The organism is Allochromatium vinosum DSM 180, from assembly GCF_000025485.1.
GTDB classification, from domain to species: Bacteria; Pseudomonadota; Gammaproteobacteria; order Chromatiales; family Chromatiaceae; genus Thermochromatium; species Thermochromatium vinosum.
Map to the genome: position 1 here is coordinate 1,057,138 of NC_013851.1, position 19,877 is coordinate 1,077,014.

16 protein-coding genes and 1 pseudogene are annotated in these 19,877 nt (G+C 63.8%); 9 read left to right on the forward strand and 8 right to left on the reverse strand.

Annotation, left to right across the window (positions count from 1 at the left end; translation table 11 throughout):
* The first annotated feature begins 166 nt into the window (after positions 1–166).
* Complete coding sequence (leuS, locus tag ALVIN_RS04550; protein ID WP_012970138.1) at positions 167–2,722, forward strand: leucine--tRNA ligase; 2,556 nt, start codon at positions 167–169, stop codon at positions 2,720–2,722.
* A gap of 25 nt (positions 2,723–2,747) precedes the next feature.
* Positions 2,748–3,248: an LPS-assembly lipoprotein LptE gene (locus tag ALVIN_RS04555; RefSeq protein ID WP_012970139.1), complete on the forward strand. Its 501-nt coding sequence runs from the start codon at positions 2,748–2,750 to the stop codon at positions 3,246–3,248.
* Here ALVIN_RS04555 and ALVIN_RS04560 read toward each other — a convergent pair.
* Positions 3,245–4,057, reverse strand: a complete 813-nt coding sequence (locus ALVIN_RS04560) for an inositol monophosphatase family protein (protein WP_012970140.1) — start codon at positions 4,055–4,057, stop codon at positions 3,245–3,247. The genes ALVIN_RS04555 and ALVIN_RS04560 overlap by 4 nt on opposite strands.
* 101 nt (positions 4,058–4,158) lie before the next feature.
* Between ALVIN_RS04560 and ALVIN_RS04565 the strand changes: the two genes are divergently transcribed.
* Positions 4,159–5,679, forward strand: coding sequence for a mannose-1-phosphate guanylyltransferase/mannose-6-phosphate isomerase (locus ALVIN_RS04565; RefSeq protein WP_012970141.1), 1,521 nt, complete (start codon positions 4,159–4,161; stop codon positions 5,677–5,679).
* A 52-nt stretch (positions 5,680–5,731) separates the two neighbouring features.
* Positions 5,732–6,823: a redox-regulated ATPase YchF gene (gene ychF, locus ALVIN_RS04570; protein WP_012970142.1), complete on the forward strand. Its 1,092-nt coding sequence runs from the start codon at positions 5,732–5,734 to the stop codon at positions 6,821–6,823.
* A gap of 58 nt (positions 6,824–6,881) precedes the next feature.
* Here ychF and ALVIN_RS04575 read toward each other — a convergent pair.
* A pseudogene (locus ALVIN_RS04575) lies at positions 6,882–7,628 on the reverse strand (DesA family fatty acid desaturase); the annotation flags it as partial.
* Between the two features lie 228 nt (positions 7,629–7,856).
* On the opposite strand from ALVIN_RS04575, the gene ALVIN_RS04580 reads away from it, so the two are divergent.
* Entirely contained in the window at positions 7,857–8,123 is a 267-nt protein-coding gene (locus ALVIN_RS04580; protein WP_012970144.1) for a hypothetical protein, read from the forward strand.
* A 64-nt stretch (positions 8,124–8,187) separates the two neighbouring features.
* Here ALVIN_RS04580 and ALVIN_RS04585 read toward each other — a convergent pair whose 3' ends face one another.
* The 3 genes from ALVIN_RS04585 to ALVIN_RS04595 all read right to left on the reverse strand — a co-directional run bounded on the left by ALVIN_RS04585 (position 8,188) and on the right by ALVIN_RS04595 (position 10,873).
* A complete protein-coding gene (locus ALVIN_RS04585; protein ID WP_012970145.1) occupies positions 8,188–9,678 on the reverse strand; it encodes a mechanosensitive ion channel family protein in 1,491 nt (496 codons plus the stop codon).
* 58 nt (positions 9,679–9,736) lie between these two features.
* Complete coding sequence (locus tag ALVIN_RS04590) at positions 9,737–10,321, reverse strand: type 1 glutamine amidotransferase family protein (RefSeq protein WP_148217458.1); 585 nt, start codon at positions 10,319–10,321, stop codon at positions 9,737–9,739.
* Positions 10,322–10,435: 114 nt separating this feature from the next.
* Positions 10,436–10,873, reverse strand: a complete 438-nt coding sequence (locus tag ALVIN_RS04595) for a PRC-barrel domain-containing protein (protein ID WP_012970146.1) — start codon at positions 10,871–10,873, stop codon at positions 10,436–10,438.
* 389 nt (positions 10,874–11,262) lie between these two features.
* On the opposite strand from ALVIN_RS04595, the gene ALVIN_RS04600 reads away from it, so the two are divergent.
* Together ALVIN_RS04600 and ALVIN_RS04605 are read left to right on the forward strand one after the other, a co-directional pair.
* Positions 11,263–11,895, forward strand: coding sequence for a CBS domain-containing protein (locus ALVIN_RS04600; protein ID WP_012970147.1), 633 nt, complete (start codon positions 11,263–11,265; stop codon positions 11,893–11,895).
* Positions 11,892–12,440: an HPP family protein gene (locus tag ALVIN_RS04605; protein WP_012970148.1), complete on the forward strand. Its 549-nt coding sequence runs from the start codon at positions 11,892–11,894 to the stop codon at positions 12,438–12,440. Before ALVIN_RS04600 ends, ALVIN_RS04605 begins: the two co-directional genes overlap by 4 nt.
* 1,188 nt (positions 12,441–13,628) lie before the next feature.
* Here the strand turns inward: ALVIN_RS04605 and ALVIN_RS04620 are convergent.
* Positions 13,629–15,884 (reverse strand): nitric-oxide reductase large subunit, encoded by a 2,256-nt coding sequence (locus ALVIN_RS04620; protein WP_223295263.1) that lies wholly within the window; start codon positions 15,882–15,884, stop codon positions 13,629–13,631.
* Positions 15,885–16,163: 279 nt separating this feature from the next.
* Here ALVIN_RS04620 and ALVIN_RS16980 point away from each other — a divergent pair, with 279 nt between their 5' ends.
* Positions 16,164–16,325 carry a P-loop NTPase family protein gene (locus tag ALVIN_RS16980; protein WP_223295264.1) on the forward strand — a complete coding sequence of 54 codons (162 nt, stop codon included), beginning with the start codon at positions 16,164–16,166 and terminating at the stop codon, positions 16,323–16,325.
* 80 nt (positions 16,326–16,405) lie between these two features.
* On the forward strand, positions 16,406–17,578 hold the full coding sequence (locus tag ALVIN_RS04625) for an NnrS family protein (RefSeq protein WP_012970152.1): 1,173 nt from the start codon (positions 16,406–16,408) through the stop codon (positions 17,576–17,578).
* A 68-nt stretch (positions 17,579–17,646) separates the two neighbouring features.
* Here ALVIN_RS04625 and ALVIN_RS04630 read toward each other — a convergent pair whose 3' ends face one another.
* Positions 17,647–18,246, reverse strand: coding sequence for a chemotaxis protein CheB (locus tag ALVIN_RS04630; RefSeq protein WP_012970153.1), 600 nt, complete (start codon positions 18,244–18,246; stop codon positions 17,647–17,649).
* A gap of 16 nt (positions 18,247–18,262) precedes the next feature.
* A complete protein-coding gene (locus tag ALVIN_RS04635) occupies positions 18,263–19,843 on the reverse strand; it encodes an HD domain-containing phosphohydrolase (protein ID WP_012970154.1) in 1,581 nt (526 codons plus the stop codon).
* Positions 19,844–19,877: the final 34 nt, after the last annotated feature.

The window sequence follows — 19,877 nt, forward strand, 5'->3', positions numbered from 1 at the left end:
GGCGTGGCTCTTCGTTGGCTTGGGGAATGTTGACGTGCTCGGAATTAGGATAGCAAAAGCCCATGCGGTATCCTTGCGCGATCGAATCCGCAGGGCGTTTGGCGTCCTTCGGATTCCAATCTTTGGTTTCGAACCTTCACCCTCTTCGTCAGGACCATCAGCACCCATGCAGACCGACTATGATCCGCGCGCCATCGAGGCGGCGGCCCAAGGCTATTGGGAAGACCATCGATCCTTCAAGGCCGTCGAGGATCCGTCCCGCGAGAAGTTCTACTGTCTCTCCATGTTCCCCTATCCCTCGGGTCGGCTGCACATGGGGCATGTGCGCAACTACACCATCGGGGATGTGATCGCGCGCTATCAGCGGATGCTTGGCAAGAACGTGCTCCAGCCGATGGGTTGGGACGCCTTCGGTCTGCCGGCTGAGAACGCGGCCATCCAGCACGGCATTCCGCCCTCGCAGTGGACGCGCTCCAACATCGAATACATGAAGGGCCAGCTCAAGAGCCTGGGCTTCGGCTATGACTGGGAGCGCGAGCTGGCGACCTGCGATCCGGATTACTACCGCTGGGAGCAGTGGCTGTTCACGCGCATGGTGGAGAAGGGGCTGGCCTATCGCGCCAAGGCGACGGTCAACTGGGATCCCATCGATCAGACGGTGCTGGCCAACGAGCAGGTCATCGACGGACGCGGCTGGCGTTCGGGCGCGCTGGTCGAGAAGCGCGAGATCGAACAGTGGTCGGTGCGCATCACCGATTACGCGCAGGAACTGCTGGACGCGCTCGACGGACTGGACGGCTGGCCGGAGCGCGTGCGCACCATGCAGCGCAACTGGATCGGGCGCTCCGAGGGCGTGCACATGGAGTTCGGCGTGGCCGGCTCCGACGAGACGCTCGGCATCTACACCACCCGTCCCGATACCGTCATGGGCGTGACCTATGTCGCGGTGGCTGCCGAGCATCCGCTCGCGCACCGCGCGGCCGAGAACAATCCGGCGCTTGCGGCCTTCATTGATGAGTGTCGCAAAGGCGGCACCACTGAGGCCGAGCTGGAAACGATGGAGAAGAAGGGCCATCCGCTCGGTCTCGACGCCATCCATCCGATCACCGGCGAGGCCGTGCCCATCTATGCCGCCAACTTCGTGCTCATGGGCTATGGCACAGGCGCGGTGATGGCGGTGCCGGCGCACGATCAGCGTGACTGGGAGTTCGCCGAGCGTTACGGCATCGCCAGAAAGGCCGTCATCCGCTCGTCCGACGGCAGTCCGTGTGGCATCGAGCAGGCGGCCTACACCGAGAAGGGCGTGCTCTTCGACTCCGGTCCCTTCGATGGCCTGACCTCGGAGCAAGCCTTCGACGCCATCGCCGACTGGCTCGCCGAGCGCGGCAAGGGCGAGAAGACCGTCAACTTCCGTCTGCGCGACTGGGGCGTGTCGCGTCAGCGCTACTGGGGCTGTCCGATCCCGATGGTCCAGACTGCCGATGGCGGCATCCGTCCCGAGACCGATCTGCCCGTGCGGCTGCCCGAGGATCTCGTCGTCGACGGTTCCGGCTCGCCGCTCAAGAAGATGCCCGAGTTCTACCAGCTCGCCGGCGGCGAGACGCGCGAGACCGACACCTTCGACACCTTCTTCGAGTCGAGCTGGTATTACGCCCGCTACTGCTCGCCCGACTGCGACACGGCCATGCTCGACGAGCGCGCCCGCTACTGGCTGCCGGTCGATCAGTACATCGGCGGCATCGAGCACGCCATCCTGCATCTGCTCTATGCGCGCTTCTTCCACAAGTTGATGCGCGACGAGGGGCTGGTCGACTGTGACGAGCCTTTCACCAATCTGCTCACCCAGGGCATGGTGGTCGCCGAGACCTGGTATCGCGAGGACGCCGAGGGCCGCAAGCAGTGGTTCAACCCGGCGGACGTGGAGGTCGAGCGCGACGCCAAGGGCAAGCTGATCGGCGGCCGGCTCAAGTCCGACGGTCAGCCGGTCCGGTTCGGCGGCATCGAGAAGATGTCCAAGTCCAAGAACAACGGCGTCGACCCGCAGGCCCTGACCGAGCGCTACGGCGCCGACACGGTGCGCCTCTACACCATGTTCACCTCGCCGCCGGATCAGTCGCTCGAATGGAACGACGAGGGTGTCGAAGGGGCGTTTCGCTTCATTCGCCGGCTGTGGGCCTTGGCAGTCACTGAGGCCGAGGCGATCCGTGCCGCATCCATGCCGGACGAACTGGACGAACCGGCCCAGACCGCCCGCCGCGAGATCCACGGCGCGCTCAAAAAGGCGCTCTACGATTACGAACGCCAGCAGTTCAACACCGTGGTCTCGGGCTGCATGACCATGGTCAACACGCTCTACCGGCTGGAGTCCTCGACCGCGCGGGCGGCGGTGATCCGCGAGGGCGTCGGCATCGTACTGCGGTTGCTCGCGCCCATTGCGCCCCATGTGACCCATCATCTGTGGCGCGAACTGGGCTTCGGTGACGACATCCTGAACGCCGACTGGCCTCGGGTCGACGAGGACGCGCTCAAGCAGGACAGCCTCGACTACGTGGTCCAGGTCAACGGCAAGGTGCGCGGCAGCGTCAAGGTACCCGCCGACGCCGATCAGGCGACGGTTCAGGCCGCCGCATTGGCTAACGAACAGATCGCCAAGTTCATCGACGGTAAGCCGATCCGCAAGGCGATCCTGGTGCCGGGCAAGCTGCTCAATCTGGTCGTTTGAGGCGAGAGCCTGGAGGTCGATCGATATGGCGTGGACGCGAATGGCCTTGTGTGGGCTGCTGGCGCTGGTTCTGGTGCTTCAGGTCGGTTGCGGTTTTCGGCTGCGCGGCAGCGTCGAGATCCCGCCCGAATACAACCCGATGCTGATTCAGGCGCCTAGTGGTTCAGCGGTCGAGCGTGCCATGCGCGACCTGCTGGTCGGCAGTCAGGTCCGGCTGACGGCCAACCCGGCCGAGGCCAGGCTGACGCTGCGCATCCTGTCGGAGAACCGCTCTGAGCGGGTGGCGGCGGTCGACCTGAACGGCAAGACGCTCGCCTATGAGCTGCATTATCTGGTCGACTTCGATGCCGTCGGATCGGACGGCCAGACCCGAGTGCCGCGCCAGACGCTCGACCTGACCCGCACCTTCGACAACCCGGACGTCGAGGTGCTGGGCAAACAGCTCGAACAGGCGATGATCTATGATGACTTCGCGGTCGAGGCCGCCGACCGCATCCTGATGCGGTTGCGCGCGGTCCTGCGCTAACTGGCGGCTACATCCAGTTTCAGACAGGCGCGCCAGGCGTCGAGTAGCTCGGCATTGGCGGCGGCGATGGCCAGCCGGGGTTCCAGAGTGATCGCCGGACTGGGTTCGAGACTGTCCGGGATCAGATGCATGGCCGCCGCGCCGGCCTCATCGGCGATCAGGCGTCCGGCGGCATAGTCCCACAGCTTCTGGCCGCCGTGCAGATAGAGCTGAAAGCGTCCGGCCGCCAGCCAGCACCATTCGAGCGCGACCGACCCGAGATAGCGCTGCGAGCTGAAACAGGTCTGGCGGGTGACGGCTCGCAGCAGTTCGGGCGGGAGCCGCTTGAGATCGACCATCGCCAGACAGTCGCGGATCGATCGACTTGGCGCGAAAGGCTGAATCGGCTGGTCGTTCAGCCAAGCCCCCTGGCCTCGGGCAGCGACGAAGCACTCGTCGCGCACCGGGTCGAGGATAGCGCCGAGTACCGGTCGCCCGCTCTCGATCAGCGCCAGCGAGATCGAGAAGGCCGGAAAGCCGGCCGCATAGTTGCTGGTGCCGTCCAGCGGGTCGACCACCCACAGGGCGCTGTCGGCGTTTTGGAGCATTCGCTCCTGCTCGGCGGATGTCATTTCCTCACCGAGCAGCGGGATGCCGGGGAAATCGCGCGCGAGCGCTTCAGAGAGGTAGCGTTGGGCCGCTAGGTCGGACTCGGTGACGAAGCTGCCGTCGGCCTTGTGGCTCGCCGCTATTCCATGCCAGTTGGGCAGGATGGCGGTCGCGGCCGTGTCGCGTAGCAGACGGGCGAGGTGGGTCGGTTCGGCTGTCATCGTTCGCGGGCCTATTGGGTCAGGTGCTCTACACATCGCGCGCCGGACGCGCTTTAATTCACGTTTTCGTTTCTCGATTCCAAGATATGGAGCCTGTCGCGATGCCCTTACAACCCGTCATTCTCTCCGGTGGATCCGGTACGCGACTGTGGCCGCTCTCGCGTGAAGCCTATCCCAAGCAGTTCCTGCCGCTCACCAGTCAGCATACCATGCTGCAGGAGACGGTCGGTCGGCTCGACGGTCTGGCCGAGGAGCATCCGCGCCAGGCCATCGCCGTGCGCGATCCGCTGGTGGTCTGTAACGATGCGCATCGCTTCCTGGTCGCCGAGCAGTTGCGGCTGATGGGGCGACGGGCCGCCGCCATCGTGCTCGAACCCAAGGGGCGCAACACCGCACCGGCGCTGACGCTGGCCGCGCTTGTGGCCAATCAGTCGGACGCGGATCCGGTGATGCTGGTGATGCCGGCCGATCACAACATCCGCGACGAACCCGGTTTTCGCACCGCTGTCGCCGATGCCCATGCGCTGGCGCGCGACGGTGCCGTTGTCACCTTCGGCATCGTGCCGAGCAAGCCCGAGACCGGCTATGGCTACATCCGTCAGGGTGCGCCCTGCGAGCCGGCCGATCTGCATGGTGCGGCTTACGCACTCGACGGCTTCGTCGAGAAACCCGATGGCGAGACCGCCCAGCGTTATCTGGCCTCGGGCGACTATCTGTGGAACAGCGGCCTCTTCGTGCTGCGCGCCTCGGTCTGGCTGACCCTCATCGAACGCTTCCGGCCCGACATCGCTCAGGCCGTGACCCTGGCATTCGAGAGTGCCGCGAGCGATGGCGACTTCCTGCGTCTCGACAGCGCGCTGTTTGCGGCCTGCCCGAGCGATTCGATCGACTACGCGGTCATGGAGGCGCTGGCGCGCGCGGCCCGCAGCGGGGAGGCGAGCGATCTGCCGCCGGCGATCGTGATTCCGCTCAACGTCGGCTGGTCGGATGTCGGCGCCTGGTCGGCGCTGTGGGAGGTGCGCGAGCAGGACGCCAGCGGCAATGTGCTCGATGGCGATGCCTTCGTCCACAATGCCCATGACAATCTGCTGGTGGCCAAGCACCGCATGGTGGCGGCCATCGGTGTCGATAACCTGATCGTGGTCGAAACCCCGGACGCCGTGCTGGTCGCGACCAAGGAGGCGGCGCAGGACGTCAAGGCCGTCACTCAGTTCCTCCAGCGCGAGCAGCGCGACGAATACATCCATCATCAGCGCGTGCATCGACCTTGGGGGGCCTATGAGTCGATCGGGCGGGGATCGCGCTATCAGGTCAAGCGCCTGACCGTGAAGCCGGGCGAGTCGCTGTCGTTGCAGATGCATCATCATCGCGCTGAGCACTGGATCGTCGTCTCCGGCACCGCGCGCGTGACCTGTGACGACAAGAGCTTTCTGCTCACTGAGAACCAGTCGACCTATATCCCGGTCGGCACCACGCATCGGCTGGAAAATCCGGGCCGCATCCCGCTCGAACTGATCGAGGTCCAGTCCGGCAGCTATCTGGGCGAGGACGATATCGTGCGCTTCGAGGATCGCTACAATCGCGATCCGGTCGAGCCGCACCCGACCGACAAAACCTGTTGAGGCGCTCAGCGTCTCCCGCTCTTCATCACCACTTCACAACGCGGTTTCAATCATGGGATTCAAATGCGGCATCGTCGGCCTGCCCAACGTCGGCAAGTCGACTCTCTTCAATGCCCTGACCAAGGCGGCCATCGCGGCCGAGAACTACCCTTTCTGCACCATCGATCCCAATGTCGGCGTGGTGCCGCTGCCCGACCCCCGGCTCGATGTCATCGCCAGCATCACCAAGCCGCAGAAGGTGCTGCCGACCTCGATGCAGTTCGTCGACATCGCCGGACTGGTGGCCGGCGCGTCCAAGGGCGAGGGGCTGGGCAACAAGTTTCTGGCCAACATCCGCGAGACCGATGCCATCGCCCATGTAGTGCGCTGCTTCGAGAACGATGACGTGGTGCATGTGGCCGGCAAGGTCGATCCGCTCGGCGACATCGAGGTCATCAACACCGAGCTGGCGCTGGCCGATCTCGAATCGGTCGGCAAGGCGCTCGACCGCGCTCAACGTGCGGCCAGGACCGGCGACAAGCAGATCCTCAAGCGCAAGGAGATCCTGGAACGCGCGCAGGCCCAGCTCGACGCCGGTCAGCCGGTGCGCGCCCTGGGTCTTGATGAAGACGAACTGGACGAACTGCGCGATCTGTTCCTTCTGACCGCCAAGCCGACCATGTACATCGCCAATGTGTCCGAGGACGGGTTCGAGAACAACCCGCTGCTCGACCGGGTGCGGGCGCTGGCCGAATCCGAGGGGGCCGTGGTGGTGCCGGTGTGCGCGGCGATCGAAGCCGAGATCCTCGAACTCGACGATGAGGCGCGCGATGAGTTCCTGGCCGATCTCGGGCTGGAGGAGCCGGGTTTGAACCGCGTGGTGCGGGCCGGTTATCGGCTACTGGGTCTGGAGACCTATTTCACCGCCGGTCCCAAGGAGGTGCGCGCCTGGACCATCCCCAAGCAGTCCAGGGCGCCGCAAGCGGCCGGCGTCATCCACTCCGACTTCGAGCGCGGCTTCATCCGCGCCGAGGTGATCGCCTATGAGGACTTCGTTGCCTGCAAGGGCGAGCAGGGGGCCAAAGAGGCCGGCAAGCTGCGCTCGGAAGGCAAGGAGTATGTCGTCCAGGATGGCGATGTCATCCACTTCCGGTTCAACGTCTGAGGTTTGGGCAGGGTTTGGCGGGAGTTGGAAACATGGTGGCGATGTAGCGATCTCAGCGCATCCTGGGCGCCACCCGCCGAACCCTGGCCAGTCCGAGTGCTTCCAGCAGGCGGATATACAGCCAGCCGATATCGATTTCCCACCATTCGTTCGAGAGCCTCGCCGAGGTGGCGTAGGCATGATGGTTGTTGTGCAACTCCTCGCCGCCGATCAGGATGCCCCAGGGCACGATGTTCCTGGAGGCGTCATTGGGCGCAAAGCGGCGATAGCCCCAGTAATGGCCGATGCCATTGATGACCCCGGCGGCGAAGAACGGAACCCATAGCATCTGGACCGCCCAGATGGTGATCCCGATGGGACCGAACAGGATCAGATCGATCATCAGCATCAGCGCGACGCCAAGTCCGCTGTGCCGCGCATAGAGGTGACGCTCGAGTGCATCGTTGGGTACGCCGCGCCCGTAGCGCTCCAGCGTATCCGTCACGGCGGCTTCGCGGCGATAGAGATCGACGCCATCGAACAGGACTTTGTTGATCCCGTAGACCTGCGGGCTGTGCGGATCGTCCGGGGTCTCGCACTTGGCATGATGTTTACGATGGATAGCGACCCATTCGCGCGTGATGAGTCCCGTGGTGAGCCACAGCCAGGCACGGAAGAAATGGCCGGCGAGCGGATGCAGATCCAGAGCATGGTGCGCCTGATGACGGTGCAGGTAGATGGTGACGGAAACGATGGTCACATGGGTCAAGGCCAGGATGACCAGCACGTATCCCCACCAGGGCAGTTCGATGAGACCAAGCGGCATGGGGGCGGACTCCAAGTTGGAATAGACCTAGCTTGGTCGCCCCAGCCGCCGGCGTCGGTACGGTACCGCACATTCGGTGCGTCATGAATGCGCGGCAGCGTACAGAACGATTCGGCGCGCCGGTCTACAGTGAAACCGGATTGCCGCACCGAATAGATCCGCTGGATTTTCGGCGTTCGACATCAATCAGCCGTGACACCTTCCCCCATCGCCATCAAGGAACAGAATATGAATCCTCTCAACGTGACGGTGATCGCCGCTTCAATCGGCCTGATTTTCAGTGCCTGCATCAGCGCGCAAGCCCTATCGGAGACCACGACAGCACCGACGGTCGCCGGCGGGATGGAGCGATCCGCAGAAAGGCAAGCGAGCCAGGAAGCACTCGGTCAAACACGCGATACAAATTACGAGATGGCAAAGGACGACTGCAAGGTTCTGGAAAGCGGTGACCAGGAGCACTGTGAGGACGAGGCCCAAAAGCAGTACAGCAAATAGCCGGGGAGGCAGGATGAAAATTCAGACGCCGGCACACGGGAGCGATCCGGCGCTGAGTCATGCGCTAGGTCGGTTGATGCCTTCGCGCCCCGGAGTCCGCCGTGTCGGACGTCGTCACCGGCAACAGATTTTCCCCGTCCTTGAGCGGCCCGGCCTCGCGTGCCTGCTCCTCGATGACGATCGATTCGCTGTATAAACCCGCTTCCGCTTTTGTCGACACGACTTCCAGCTCGGCGTGCCGCGATTCCGCGGGTAGCCGTTTTTCCAGCGAGGGGCTTGGCACATCCGTCGCTTTCCGGGGGAGCACGGTGACGGGGATGCCTTGCGGGAAGACCACCTCGCGGGCCTCGTCGGGCATCGAGATGCCCTGGTTCTGAAACGCGCGCTTCACCAGCCGGATGACCGAGGAGCGTACCTTCTGCAAACTGTGCTCGCGTCCATTGAGCCAAAAGTAGAGGCGCAGGTTGACGGTGGCGCCGCCGAGGCTGTCGGCCAGGACCGATGGCTCCGGATCGTTCAGGACGGCTGGATGGTCCGACAGAACCTTGCGTGCAATCTCCTGGGCCTCGGCGATCGCGTCGTCGTAGCCGATGCCGACCATAAAGTCGGCGCGCCGGTTGGGACTGGTCGTGAAGTTGCTGACGATGGCCTTGTAAACGGTGGCGTTTGGAATCTGCGCAAGAGTGCCGTCGAGCGTCATCAGGACGGTGGTGCGCATGTTGAGCTGCTGCACATAGCCGGTCACGCCGGAGATCTCGACCAGATCGCCGGTCTCGAACGGCTGCTGGATGCTCAGAAAGATGCTGGACAGAAAGTTCTCGGTGATATCGCGAAAGGCGATACCCAGGATCAGGCCGATCAGACCGGTACCGCCGACCAGCGTCAAGGCGAGTTGCGTCAGGCCGGAGACCCGCAGAATCAGATAGACGCCGGAGAGGACAACGAGTCCGCCGGCCGCCCGCGCGATCACCGTTTGCAGCAGTTTCGTCTGAATCCTGTGACGGAGCAGGACACGGACGATTCGTATCGCCAACAGCGCCGCCCCCACCGACAGCGCCAGGATCAGCAGCCCGAACAGCACGAACGGCATGGCGCGGATGAAGTCGCGCCAGAGTGCGGAGAGTCCGCTGGAGGCCTGGCGAAAATCCCAGACCGAGGGTTCCGGTACTTCGAGTCGGTTGGCAACGGCGACGACGTCCTGAGTATTGCGCGCGAGATCGCCCGCCCATTGTTTCAGCTCATCGGACTCCACCAGACCATTGAGAAAGACGACGCCTTCCTCGACCCTGACCTGCGGGTCGGTGAACCAGTCGGTCGCGTGCAGCACGGTCTGAAGTCGCCGGCGGATTTGTTCGTCCTGCGCGACGGGTGCGACGTCCACCTTGGCGGCGACCGGGGACAGCTCTTCCCTGGTGGGGGTGATGAGTTTCTGCGGCGCGTCGCCCTCGTCGACGGGTTCCTGTGCCACGACCGGGTTTATCACTCCACAGCACAGGGAGGCGAGCAAGATCGCCCGCGCACAGGCCCCGACACGGCGGCAGCGCCATGGTCGCATGTGCTCGCCCCCCATTGGATGCGGTGGATCCAATCAGGTTTGCACCTGTAGGTTCAGGTCAAGCCAACGTCCGCACCGTCTTCTCGCGTTCCCACTGCCGGGTCTTGGCCGCCGCGAGAAAGGCGTCGACGTCATCGGCGGCCACCACGCCCGTATCAGGTCGAATGCCGGCGGCCTGGATGAGCACCTGCCCGCCGCGATCAACCGCCAACGCCTTGATGTGCCAGAAGGCGTCGCGCACGAAATCGATGGCGGCCGACTCGGTCGACAGTCGCTTGGCGCCGTCCTCCGAGAGCAGAATCGCCACGGCGTCGAACATCACCGAGGGCATACCCGCGAGCTGACCGTCAACCGCCAGCAGTACGCCATCGGCCAGCTTGGCGGCGCCGACCTTGGGCGCAATGAGCTTGACGCTCATGCCGGCTGCTTTCGCTGCCATCATCAACGTCTCGACGGCGGCGGGGTCGGAGCCATCGGCCATCAGGATGCCGACCACCCGCCCGGCGAGGCTGTCCTTCATCTTGCCGATGATCTGCAACCTGGACGAAGGCGGAAGATCCTGTACTTCACCGCCGGCGCCCACCGGGTGCGCACCCGGCAGCGCCGGCTCAGATGAATCGCTCGTTGATAATCGCGTGCTCATGTTTGGACTCCTGGAGATGTCACAGGGGGCTGCCATTCAGCCGACAGCCACCGAAAAGCGCACGGCCTCATCCAAGCCGAAACAGTGCTTGGATGAGGCCGTGGAAAACGTGCGTTAGAGGCGCGCTACATCCGCTGCGCGTTCCGTACCGTAATAGGCATGGATGTCTTTCTCCCATTCCGGATCGGCCATGTCGGGCCACTGATCCTTGTCAAATCCGGGGGCGTTTTCCAGGTGTTCCTTGTCGACATTCAGCACAAAGCACTTGTTCTCGGTATCGAGCGTCAAGGCGCTCCAGGGCACGGCGAAGAGTTTTTCTCCCATACCGAGAAACCCACCGAAGGACATGACCGCATACGCGACCTGGCCATTGCGCATGTTCAACATGATCTCTTTGATGTCGCCGAGCTTTTCGTCGCTTTGGTTATGGACGTCATTGCCCACGAGGGTATCGGCCCCCATCAACTCTGGCCCCGGCCCGGCACTGGAATCTGCATCTGCATGGGATTCGCGCTTGTACATGCCATAGGTATCGCGCTCTGTGTAGTTCATATTCGTCTCCAAAAATCATTTGAATGAATGAGAAACAGACACATCATTGAATTCATCAACACCTGATGGCCGTAGCCGGCAGACGTGCTGCGCTTCCTTGACATTCAGTGCGGTCTTTGACGTATTCTTGAGGCATTGGTGTCTTCAGAGACTGTGGTGTGTCGTGACATGAACATGGAATGAGATATTCCATGTCATAGTTCCCACCATACAGCCCACGACGCCTCCGCTCGGTGCGGCAGCGCACTTAAGGAACGGTCCTTCGCTTCGCACTCCATGGCCGGCAACGCCTGACGTGCCCCTGGATTTGATCTGCATCAAGGCGTCAAACGCCGTGCGCGGGTGCAATGAGCCAACTGGCGAACCCATCGCCCTGGAGGATTTTGGCCATGACCCAGCGCCCGTCCCTCGAGTCGTCGGAGCCGTCGTCCGCTCAGGACGCCCTCGCCGAGATCGAGCTCACCGACGACGACATCCTGGAGGCGATGCGCGAGATCCCCGGCTATCTCGACATCACCACCATGGATTTCCGCGCCGTCTACCGTCTGGCCCATCGTCACGCGATCGACCGGCTGTTCAGCGGGATCACCGCCGGACGGCTGATGCGCCGCGAAGTCAGCCCGCTGACGCCCGAGACACCGCTCGCCGAGGCCATCCCGAGCTTCGTGCGCCAGGGGCTGAAATCGCTGCCGGTGGCGGACGGGCAGCAGCGCGTGCTGGGCATCCTGACCGAGACCGATGTGATGCGCCGGCTGGGGGCCGAGACCTTTCTCGGTCTGCTGGCGCGGGTGATCGCGGGCGAGCCGTGCATCGAGCCGGAACAGCACCATCGCCCGGTCAGCGAGTTCATGACCTCGCCCGTGGTCAGCGTGCCGCCGGACGCAGGACTGCGCGAGCTGATTGCCGCCTTCGCCGGCCATCCCGGCCGCGCCATGCCGGTGATTTCGACTGATGGGCGTCTGGCTGGACTGCTGCTGCGCAAGGTCTTTCTGACCGCCTATCGCCCGGATCACCGGCCATGAGACTCATGGGCTATGTGCGCAAGATGCGCGGCAGCGTCCATGGCAGCCCGCCCCGCGTCAGCCTGCCGGAAGTGCTCTGGTCGTGGACGGGGGCCTTTCTGGGGATCGCCGCCGTCGCCTGGCTCAATCAGCGGTTCTTCGTCGGAACCGATCTGACGCTTGCCATCGGTTCGCTCGGCGCTTCGGCGGTGCTGGTCTTCGGCGCGGTGCGCAGCCCGCTGGCCCAGCCGCGCAATCTGGTCGGCGGGCATGTGCTCTCGGCGCTGGTGGGCGTGACCTGCTGGCAGTGGCTGGGCGGCGAGCCCTGGCTGGCGCAGTCGGTGGCGGTCGCGACCGCCATCGCCCTGATGCACCTGACCCGCACCCTGCACCCGCCGGGCGGGGCGACGGCGCTCATCGCCGTCATCGGCTCCGATCAGGTGCATGCCATGGGCTATCTCTTCGTGCTGTTCCCGGCCACGCTCGGGCCGCTGGTGCTGCTGGTCGTGGCGCTGCTGTTCAACAATCTCCCCGCCGCCCGGCGCTATCCCGAGTTCTGGCTGTAGACGGCGTTTAAGGTGCTCATGGCTTGCCTCATCTCGTGGGTGTGCATCCAGGACGGCAGCGCGGCAGATGGCGTTTGAGGAAGTGGATCAACAGCGCGCGGTTGGACTCGGCTCCCAGCACGGCCTTGAAGACGCCGTCGATCTTGGGATCAAGGGGATGACGCAGGGCGGCGAGCGTCTAGCCAGGATAGGCGGTGCGGACACTCCCAGCAGATTGTCGCGCCCAACGAAAAACGCCCCCGGTTTCCCGAGAGCGTTCTAGTCTGAAATCCAGGTCAGATGCAGCGGCGGTTTCTTCCGGAACCTTTGCCTACGTTTCTCAAGGACCACGGCTGGACTTGCACCAACTAGCCGACTTGCATGCCGGTCACGCGTGGAATGCGCTGCGCTTGTCCCTACAAACTTGGATTTGCGCCTACTGGCGACCGCCGGTGCCGGCTCCCGTGCCGCCGCTTCCCCCCATGCCTCCACCCATTTCCATCGAGCCGCTCGCTCCGGCAGCGCCCGATCCCGAAACGCCGCCCGATCCCATACCGCCGCCCGACTCCATAGCGCCGCCGGCTCGCATAGAGCCGTCGGCGCCCATCGTCCCACCGGCCCCGGATTGGGCGTCGAAGGTTTGCCCTGGCCCTTGCGGGGGAGCGCCCTCACCCTGGCGCTGTTGCCCGACACCCTGAGGCGCCTGGGCGGCCTGGGGAGCCTGCTGCGGCGCCGGGGCCATACCCGAACCCTGACCAGGGCCGTATCCGTAACCCGGAGGAGGGCCGTAGCCGTACCCAGGCGCACCGCCACTCTGCGCAAACGCTGCCGGAGCCGCGATACCCGAAAGGAGGACGGCGATGGCTAGCGAAAGTTTCCGGGTCGCCCGAGACGGCGTGTTCAGGACTGAGGCCATCGCCGTCGTGTTTTCGACAGGATCCGGGTCAATCGGGTTAAACCCTGGCAGAACACTCTCAACTCGGCCTGTCGACTTCTTCGGAAAGCCGGAAACCGCTGTAATTAACGTCATCATATTCATTGCCTCTTGTTATGAAACTGCAAACAAGCACCAAATAAACTCAATCTTGGGGAGCTTCGTTGATGTCCAAATTCAGCTTAGCGACGAAATCCAGCGACTGTCTGTGCGGCACCGAACCCATGCTCAATCTGTTGACCGGGTCACGACGGCTAGAGCAGGTCGAGGCGTTGCTATCGCAGCGACGGCGAGACGGCCGGCCCGGTTGAGCCGGTGAGAGTGACACGACGACGCCACAGATCGCGATAGGCCGCCAGAAGCCCGATGACGAGCGGCAGCACGCCGAACAGGATGAAGACCGAATCGCCCCAGATCCGCAGCCACTCGACGTAGCGGGCGAGCGAGGTGGCCGTGTAGTTGAGCGAGCGGGCGTGCCAGTAGCCGTTCTCCAGCACGTCTCGCAGTTGCAGCACACCGCCCGGCAGCAGACTGAGCAGGATCATCAGGGCCAGACCAATGTTCAGCCCCCAGAAGCTCACTTTCAGGCAGGTTTGGACCAGGGGCCAGCGCTCGTCGCTGGTGATTTCGCGCAGCAGATAGGCCATGAGTCCGACCGCCAGCATGCCGAAGACGCCGACGAAGGCGGCATGGGCATGATTGATGGTGAGGGTGGTGCCGACCTCGTAGTAGCTCACGATCGGCATGTTGATGAGGAAGCCGAAGACCCCAGCGCCGGTGAAGTTCCAGAAGCCGACCGCCATCAGGAAGAAGAAGGTCCAGCGGTGCGGATACGCCGGACCGCCGCCCCGGCTCACACGGTAGAAATCCCAGGCATCCAGCGTCAGCAGGGTCAGCGGGACGACCTCCAGCGCCGAGAAGGTGGCCCCGAGCGCCATCGCCAGTTCGGTCTGGCCGGTGAAATACCAGTGGTGAGCGGTGCCGATCAGACCGCCGCCGAAGTAGAGGATGGCGTCGAGATAGATGACCCGGATCGCCGTGATGCGCCGCACCAGGCCGAGCTGATAGAAGATGACCGCGACGATCACGGTCACGAAGAATTCGAAAAAACCCTCGACCCAGAGATGGATCAGCCAGAACCGCCACATGTCGACGACCGAAAAATGCGTCGTGCTGCCGAAAAAGAACGCCGGAAGATAGAAAAACGGAATCGAGAAGGCAGCGATCAGGAAGAAGTTGACGAAGGTGCGCAGCTCGGGATTGGCCCGCGCCGGTTTCACCGCGCGCAGCACCAGCCAGAACCAGAAGAACAGACCCGCCGCCAGCAGTATCTGCCAGAAGCGCCCGATCTCCAGATACTCCCAGCCCTGATTGCCGAGCCAGAACCACCATCCGCCGAGCAGATCATTGATGCCGAGCCACTGACCGAGCAGGCTGCCGACGACCACCGCGACCAGTGCCCAGAAGAGTGTGTCGATCAGCCGGCGTTGATGGGTCGGATCGCCGCCGCCGAGCGCCGATGCCATGAACAGCGCGCCGCCGACATAGGCGGTGGCGACCCAGAAGATCGCCAGTTGCAGATGCCAGATGCGCAACAGGTTGCTCGGCCAGAGGGTCGAGAGATCGAGTCCGTAAAAGTTCCCCGGCTCGGCGCGGTAGTGCGCGATGCCGCCGCCGATCAGCACCTGCGCCAAAAAGAGCAGGCCGGCGATGACCATGAATTTGAGCGTCGCCGACTGGGCCGGCGTGATGGCGATCGGCGTGATCGCCGGCAGCTTGGGGGGAGGGGGCCTGTCGTCCCCGTGCCAGCCGAGGTAGGAGAATTTCCCGAACGCCAGCAGCACGATCGCGATGCCGCCGAGCAGGAAGATCACACTGATGGCGCTCCACAAGAGCGCGCCTGCGGTCGGATGATTGCCGACGAACGGGTCATATGGAAAGTTGTTGGTATAGGAGTGCGTGGCGCCCGGCCGCTGGGCGGCGGCCGCCCAGGCGGTCCAACTGAAAAAGGCGGTGAGCCGGCGCAGCTCGGTGGGATCGGTCACGGCCTCGCGGGTGAGTCCGCCGTTGCTGGCCGGCTCCTGGAAGTAGGCGGTCCAGGCGGCGATCTGGGCGTCGAACGCCGCCTGGCTAGCGGCCGGCAGGATTAAGATTCCGGTGGCCGGGTCGTAGCCGTTGCGCTTGAATTCGGCGGCGACCGAGCCGTCGATGCCGGCCCGCTCGTCGGCGCTCAACGCGGCGTAGGCGGTCTGAAAACGGCTCTGCGCCAGATGCTCGGCATGATGCAGGGCGAGGCCGTGCAGCGTCTGCGCCGAGAAGTCCGGCCCCAGCATGCCGCCGTGGCCCCAGATCGTGCCGTTGTCCATCAAGCCGTATTTGAGAAAGACCTCCTGACCGGCGGCGACGTCCTCGGCGGTGAAGACGACCGCGCCCTTGGGATCGACGGCCTGCGCCGGGATCGGCGGCGCGTCCTCATAAGTCTTCAGCGAGAGCAGGATCAGGAGGGAGAAGCCGACGATCATCACGATCATCAGTGACCGCGGCCACCACGGCGAAAGCGACTCGGTTGGTGTGGTCGTTGGATCGGACATCGTCAGTTTCCTCCTCTAAACCGCCGTCGAATACCGTTTCTAGACTCAGCGGACGCCCTGGCCAAACACAGACCTTGGCCTCAGTCGCCGCGTGTGCTTTCGTCAAATCACAATTCACTGACAGGCTGATCGAAACAGCCATTGCCATCTGTTCGCTAACGCACATACAGCGAATTCTGTGTCTATGTGCGCTATCGCACTGGCAGGCCTTGAGTTGCAATGGTATTTCTCCACCGCATGGCGCGTCAGTACCAGACCGCCGTCATCGTGGTGACGCATGACGAGAAGATCATCCCGACCTTTGAGCGCGTCTATCACATCCGCGACGGGCGCACACACGAGGAGGCTGGGGAGGGGCGGGGGTTGGAGTCAATGGCTTGACCCGCATCAAGGCCCGCAGACAGCACGGTCGCTAGCCTGCACCCAAGCTTCGCTGCAACCGCCAACCGGCCCGGATTCGCATGACCCTCACCGCCCGCCTCAACGCCGCCCCCGTTCTCGCGCTCGGGTTCCGTCCCTTCTTTCTCGCCGCCGGTCTGTCGGCGATCCTCTCCGTCGCTGTCTGGCTGGCGATCCTGAGCGGTCGCTGGCCCCAGCCGGGCCATCTCGCCGGCACCGCCTGGCACGCGCACGAGATGCTGTTCGGCTATCTCGCAGCGGTGATCGCCGGCTTTCTGCTCACCGCCGTGCGCAACTGGACCGGGATGCCGACCGCAACCGGCGCCCGGCTGGCCGCGCTGGTCGGACTCTGGCTGGCCGGACGGCTTGCGCCCTGGCTCGGGCTGCCGCCGCTGCTGGTGGTGCTGCTCGATCTGGCGTTTTTTCCGGCGCTGGCGCTCGCACTCTGGCACCCGCTCTGGCACGGCCCCAATCCGGTCAACCGGGTCTTCTTGCTGGTCTTCGCCGGGATGACGGCCGCCGGCGCGATGGTCCATCTGGAGGCACTCGGGCTGCTCGTCGGCGGCACCACGCGCGGTCATCGTCTGATGCTCGATCTGATCGTGCTGGTGATGCTGCTGGTCTCCGGGCGGGTCATGCCCTTCTTCATCAAAAGCGCCCTCGCCAACGCGCAACCCCGCGTGTTTCCGCGGCTGGAGCGACTGGTCTTTGCGGTCGCCGCCGGGCTGTTGATCGTCGATTTCGTCCAGCCGCTCGGGCCGGTCGCGGGCGCTCTGGCGCTGACCCTGGGTCTGCTGCAACTGGCGCGGCTGATCGGCTGGCACAACCGGCGGATCTGGACCACGCCCATGCTGACCGTGCTCTACGCCGGCCTGCTCTGGCTCGCGCTCGGTCTGATCCTGGACGGGCTGCCGGCCTTCACCGGCATGACGCCGCGCGCGGCCCTGCACAGCCTGACCGTGGGCGCAATCGGGGTGTTGACGCTGGGCATGATGGCGCGGGTGGCGGTGGGTCATACGGGGCGGCCGATGCAGGCCGTGCCGCTGACGCTACTCGCCTTCATCCTCATCAATCTCGCGGCGGTGCTGCGCGGACTCGCGCCCCTGCTTGCACCCGCCGGCTATCAGACCTGGCTGACGACCAGCGGGCTGTGCTGGATGCTGGCCTTCGGACTCTTTCTCTGGGTGCATGCCCCCATGCTATGGCGCCCGCGACCCGATGGCCGACCGGGTTGAGGCGCGGAGCCGGCGCAGTTCGGTGAGCAATGACGGAAGATCGGTCGATCCGGGCTGCCGGTCAGCGTTCAGTGGTTCTGTGTGTTGGACTCGCCGGCAATACCGACGATTTTTAGCGCGATCTCTTCGGGTGAAAGTACAAAATCGATACACCCGCTGGCGATGGCGCTCTCCGGCATGTCCGGCTGCGTGGCGGTTGCGAGCGTCTGCGCAATGGTGATGCCTCCCACGTCCTTGATTCCGCAGAGCGCCGCCGCCCCATCGCCATCGTAGCCTGAGACGATGACGGCGATCAGCGTGCCGTCCCAATACTGGGTGAGTGAACGCAGAAAGACCGTGATCACGTCCGGCCATCCCCGCGGCTTCGAGATCGGCTTGAGACGAAACTCGTCATCGCAAATGTGCAAATCCCGCTGTGACGGGATGATGAACACATGGTTCGGCTGAATCAGCAGGTGTTCCGTGATCAACTCGACCGGCATCCGGGTGTAATTCGGGAGAATTTCGTGCAGGCGGGTGTCGACGGTTCGCAGATGATTCACGATGACGATGGCCGCCCCTGTGTCGCTCGGCAGATGCCGGAGTAACCGGATATAGGCATCGAGACCGCCGGCCGATCCACCCACGCACACAATCGGAAAATCGGTTTCAAATCGCTTGGCTTTCATGGACTCGTTACCTTTCCTAAGCCTCAATACGGTATCCCCGATCCCGGAAGACACGCAGACAGGCATCCACCACGTCGGCATCGAAGGTGAGGCCGCGATGCGTGGTGATTTCGTCCAGAGCCGCTTCAAGACCCAGGGCGGATCGGTAGGGCCGGTGCGAGGCCATCGCCTCCACCACGTCGGCGACGGCGAGGATTTTGGACTCCAGCAGGATGGCATCCCCCGTCAGGCCCAGCGGATAGCCGGAACCGTCGATCCGCTCGTGATGTTGCGCAATGATGGTGGCGATCGGCCAGGGGAAGATGACCTTTTTGAGGATCTCGAACCCGATGGTCGGATGTTCCTTGATCAGTCCGAATTCCATCGCACTCAGGCGCCGGGGCTTGGCCAGGATCTCAGCCGGAATGCTGATTTTGCCCAGATCATGAATCGTCGCCGCGAGATGAAGACCACGCAGGCGATCGACCGATAAGCCGAGTTCAGTAGCAATGCGGGTGCAGAGGTTCGCGACCCGGCGTTGATGGCCCGCCGTGTAGGCGTCGCGCTCTTCGATGGTGTCGGCAATGACCTGGATGGTTTGCTCCAGGCTGATTTGCAGGTTCTGCTCATACTGCATCTTGGCCGCCGCCGTGCGCAGGGCGGCGATTCCAAAGGCCAGGTCGGCCGCCATTTCCTGCAACAGTGTCCGTTCAGGGTCGGACCAGGCATCACGCCGCTCGCTGTACAGGATCAAGCAGGCCATTGCCCCGCTGGGAAGCGCAAAGGGCACGGCTATGACGGAATGATAACCACGCGCCAACGCCTCGGCCCGCCAGGGCGTCATCACCGGGTCCGTGGAAATGTCCTCTGAGAATTGGACGTGTCCCGACCGAAGTGCGCGTCCGATCGGGTCATCGCCCGGCGTTGTTTCCGCCCAGGTCAGGGGGGCGGCCGCTGAATCGCCGGCCTTGTGGCCATAGAGCGCAACCGTTTGGAGGCTTTGATCTTTCTCCGTGTGTGCAAAACCAACGTAGGCCATGCGGTAGCCGCCGGTTTCGACGGCGATCCGGCAATATTCGGTCAGTAACGTGGCTTCCGACTTTGAACTGAGCAACGCCACATTACTCTCACTGAGCATTTTGAGTGCCCGCGTCGTCGTGCTTAACGCGATCTCCGCCAGATGTCGCGTCGTGTTGTCGCGGATATTGCACTGGATGACATCCGTTCCTGCACACTCGTAGATGTTGCTGACATACTCGACGGAAATCCGGCGTCCGTCCTTACGCTCCAGCGGCAGGTTGTCGTATCGAACACAGCGGGTCGCCCTCAGTTCGATAAACACGTCGATGCTCAGTGCGGTGTCCTTGAAGGCACCGATCTCCCAGAGCTTCTTGCCCAGGAATTCGTCATACGAATAACCGAGCAAGTCGATCAGGAAGGGATTGACATCCTCGATCTGCGCCGTCTCGGCATTGAGCAGCAGGATGCCGTCCTGCGCGGTTTCAAACAGGCGCCGATAACGCGCTTCCGACACGCGCAGGGCGTGATCCGTTGTCGAGGGGTCGACCCTGTCTTCTGCGGAATCCGTGTGAGAGCGCTTCTGTGGACGAGTCGTCATATTTCGAACCTTTCCCGTTACATCCAGCCGTTCG

What these genes read in the sequence shown, in the direction of transcription:
- leuS (WP_012970138.1), top strand. Translation starts at nt 167, where the DNA reads ATGCAGACCGACTATGATCCGCGCGCCATCGAGGCGGCGGCCCAAGGC.
- ALVIN_RS04555 (WP_012970139.1), top strand. Translation starts at nt 2,748, where the DNA reads ATGGCGTGGACGCGAATGGCCTTGTGTGGGCTGCTGGCGCTGGTTCTG.
- ALVIN_RS04560 (WP_012970140.1), bottom strand. Translation starts at nt 4,057, where the DNA reads ATGACAGCCGAACCGACCCACCTCGCCCGTCTGCTACGCGACACGGCC.
- ALVIN_RS04565 (WP_012970141.1), top strand. Translation starts at nt 4,159, where the DNA reads ATGCCCTTACAACCCGTCATTCTCTCCGGTGGATCCGGTACGCGACTG.
- ychF (WP_012970142.1), top strand. Translation starts at nt 5,732, where the DNA reads ATGGGATTCAAATGCGGCATCGTCGGCCTGCCCAACGTCGGCAAGTCG.
- ALVIN_RS04580 (WP_012970144.1), top strand. Translation starts at nt 7,857, where the DNA reads ATGAATCCTCTCAACGTGACGGTGATCGCCGCTTCAATCGGCCTGATT.
- ALVIN_RS04585 (WP_012970145.1), bottom strand. Translation starts at nt 9,678, where the DNA reads ATGCGACCATGGCGCTGCCGCCGTGTCGGGGCCTGTGCGCGGGCGATC.
- ALVIN_RS04590 (WP_148217458.1), bottom strand. Translation starts at nt 10,321, where the DNA reads ATGAGCACGCGATTATCAACGAGCGATTCATCTGAGCCGGCGCTGCCG.
- ALVIN_RS04595 (WP_012970146.1), bottom strand. Translation starts at nt 10,873, where the DNA reads ATGAACTACACAGAGCGCGATACCTATGGCATGTACAAGCGCGAATCC.
- ALVIN_RS04600 (WP_012970147.1), top strand. Translation starts at nt 11,263, where the DNA reads ATGACCCAGCGCCCGTCCCTCGAGTCGTCGGAGCCGTCGTCCGCTCAG.
- ALVIN_RS04605 (WP_012970148.1), top strand. Translation starts at nt 11,892, where the DNA reads ATGAGACTCATGGGCTATGTGCGCAAGATGCGCGGCAGCGTCCATGGC.
- ALVIN_RS04620 (WP_223295263.1), bottom strand. Translation starts at nt 15,884, where the DNA reads ATGATCGTGATGATCGTCGGCTTCTCCCTCCTGATCCTGCTCTCGCTG.
- ALVIN_RS16980 (WP_223295264.1), top strand. Translation starts at nt 16,164, where the DNA reads ATGGTATTTCTCCACCGCATGGCGCGTCAGTACCAGACCGCCGTCATC.
- ALVIN_RS04625 (WP_012970152.1), top strand. Translation starts at nt 16,406, where the DNA reads ATGACCCTCACCGCCCGCCTCAACGCCGCCCCCGTTCTCGCGCTCGGG.
- ALVIN_RS04630 (WP_012970153.1), bottom strand. Translation starts at nt 18,246, where the DNA reads ATGAAAGCCAAGCGATTTGAAACCGATTTTCCGATTGTGTGCGTGGGT.
- ALVIN_RS04635 (WP_012970154.1), bottom strand. Translation starts at nt 19,843, where the DNA reads ATGACGACTCGTCCACAGAAGCGCTCTCACACGGATTCCGCAGAAGAC.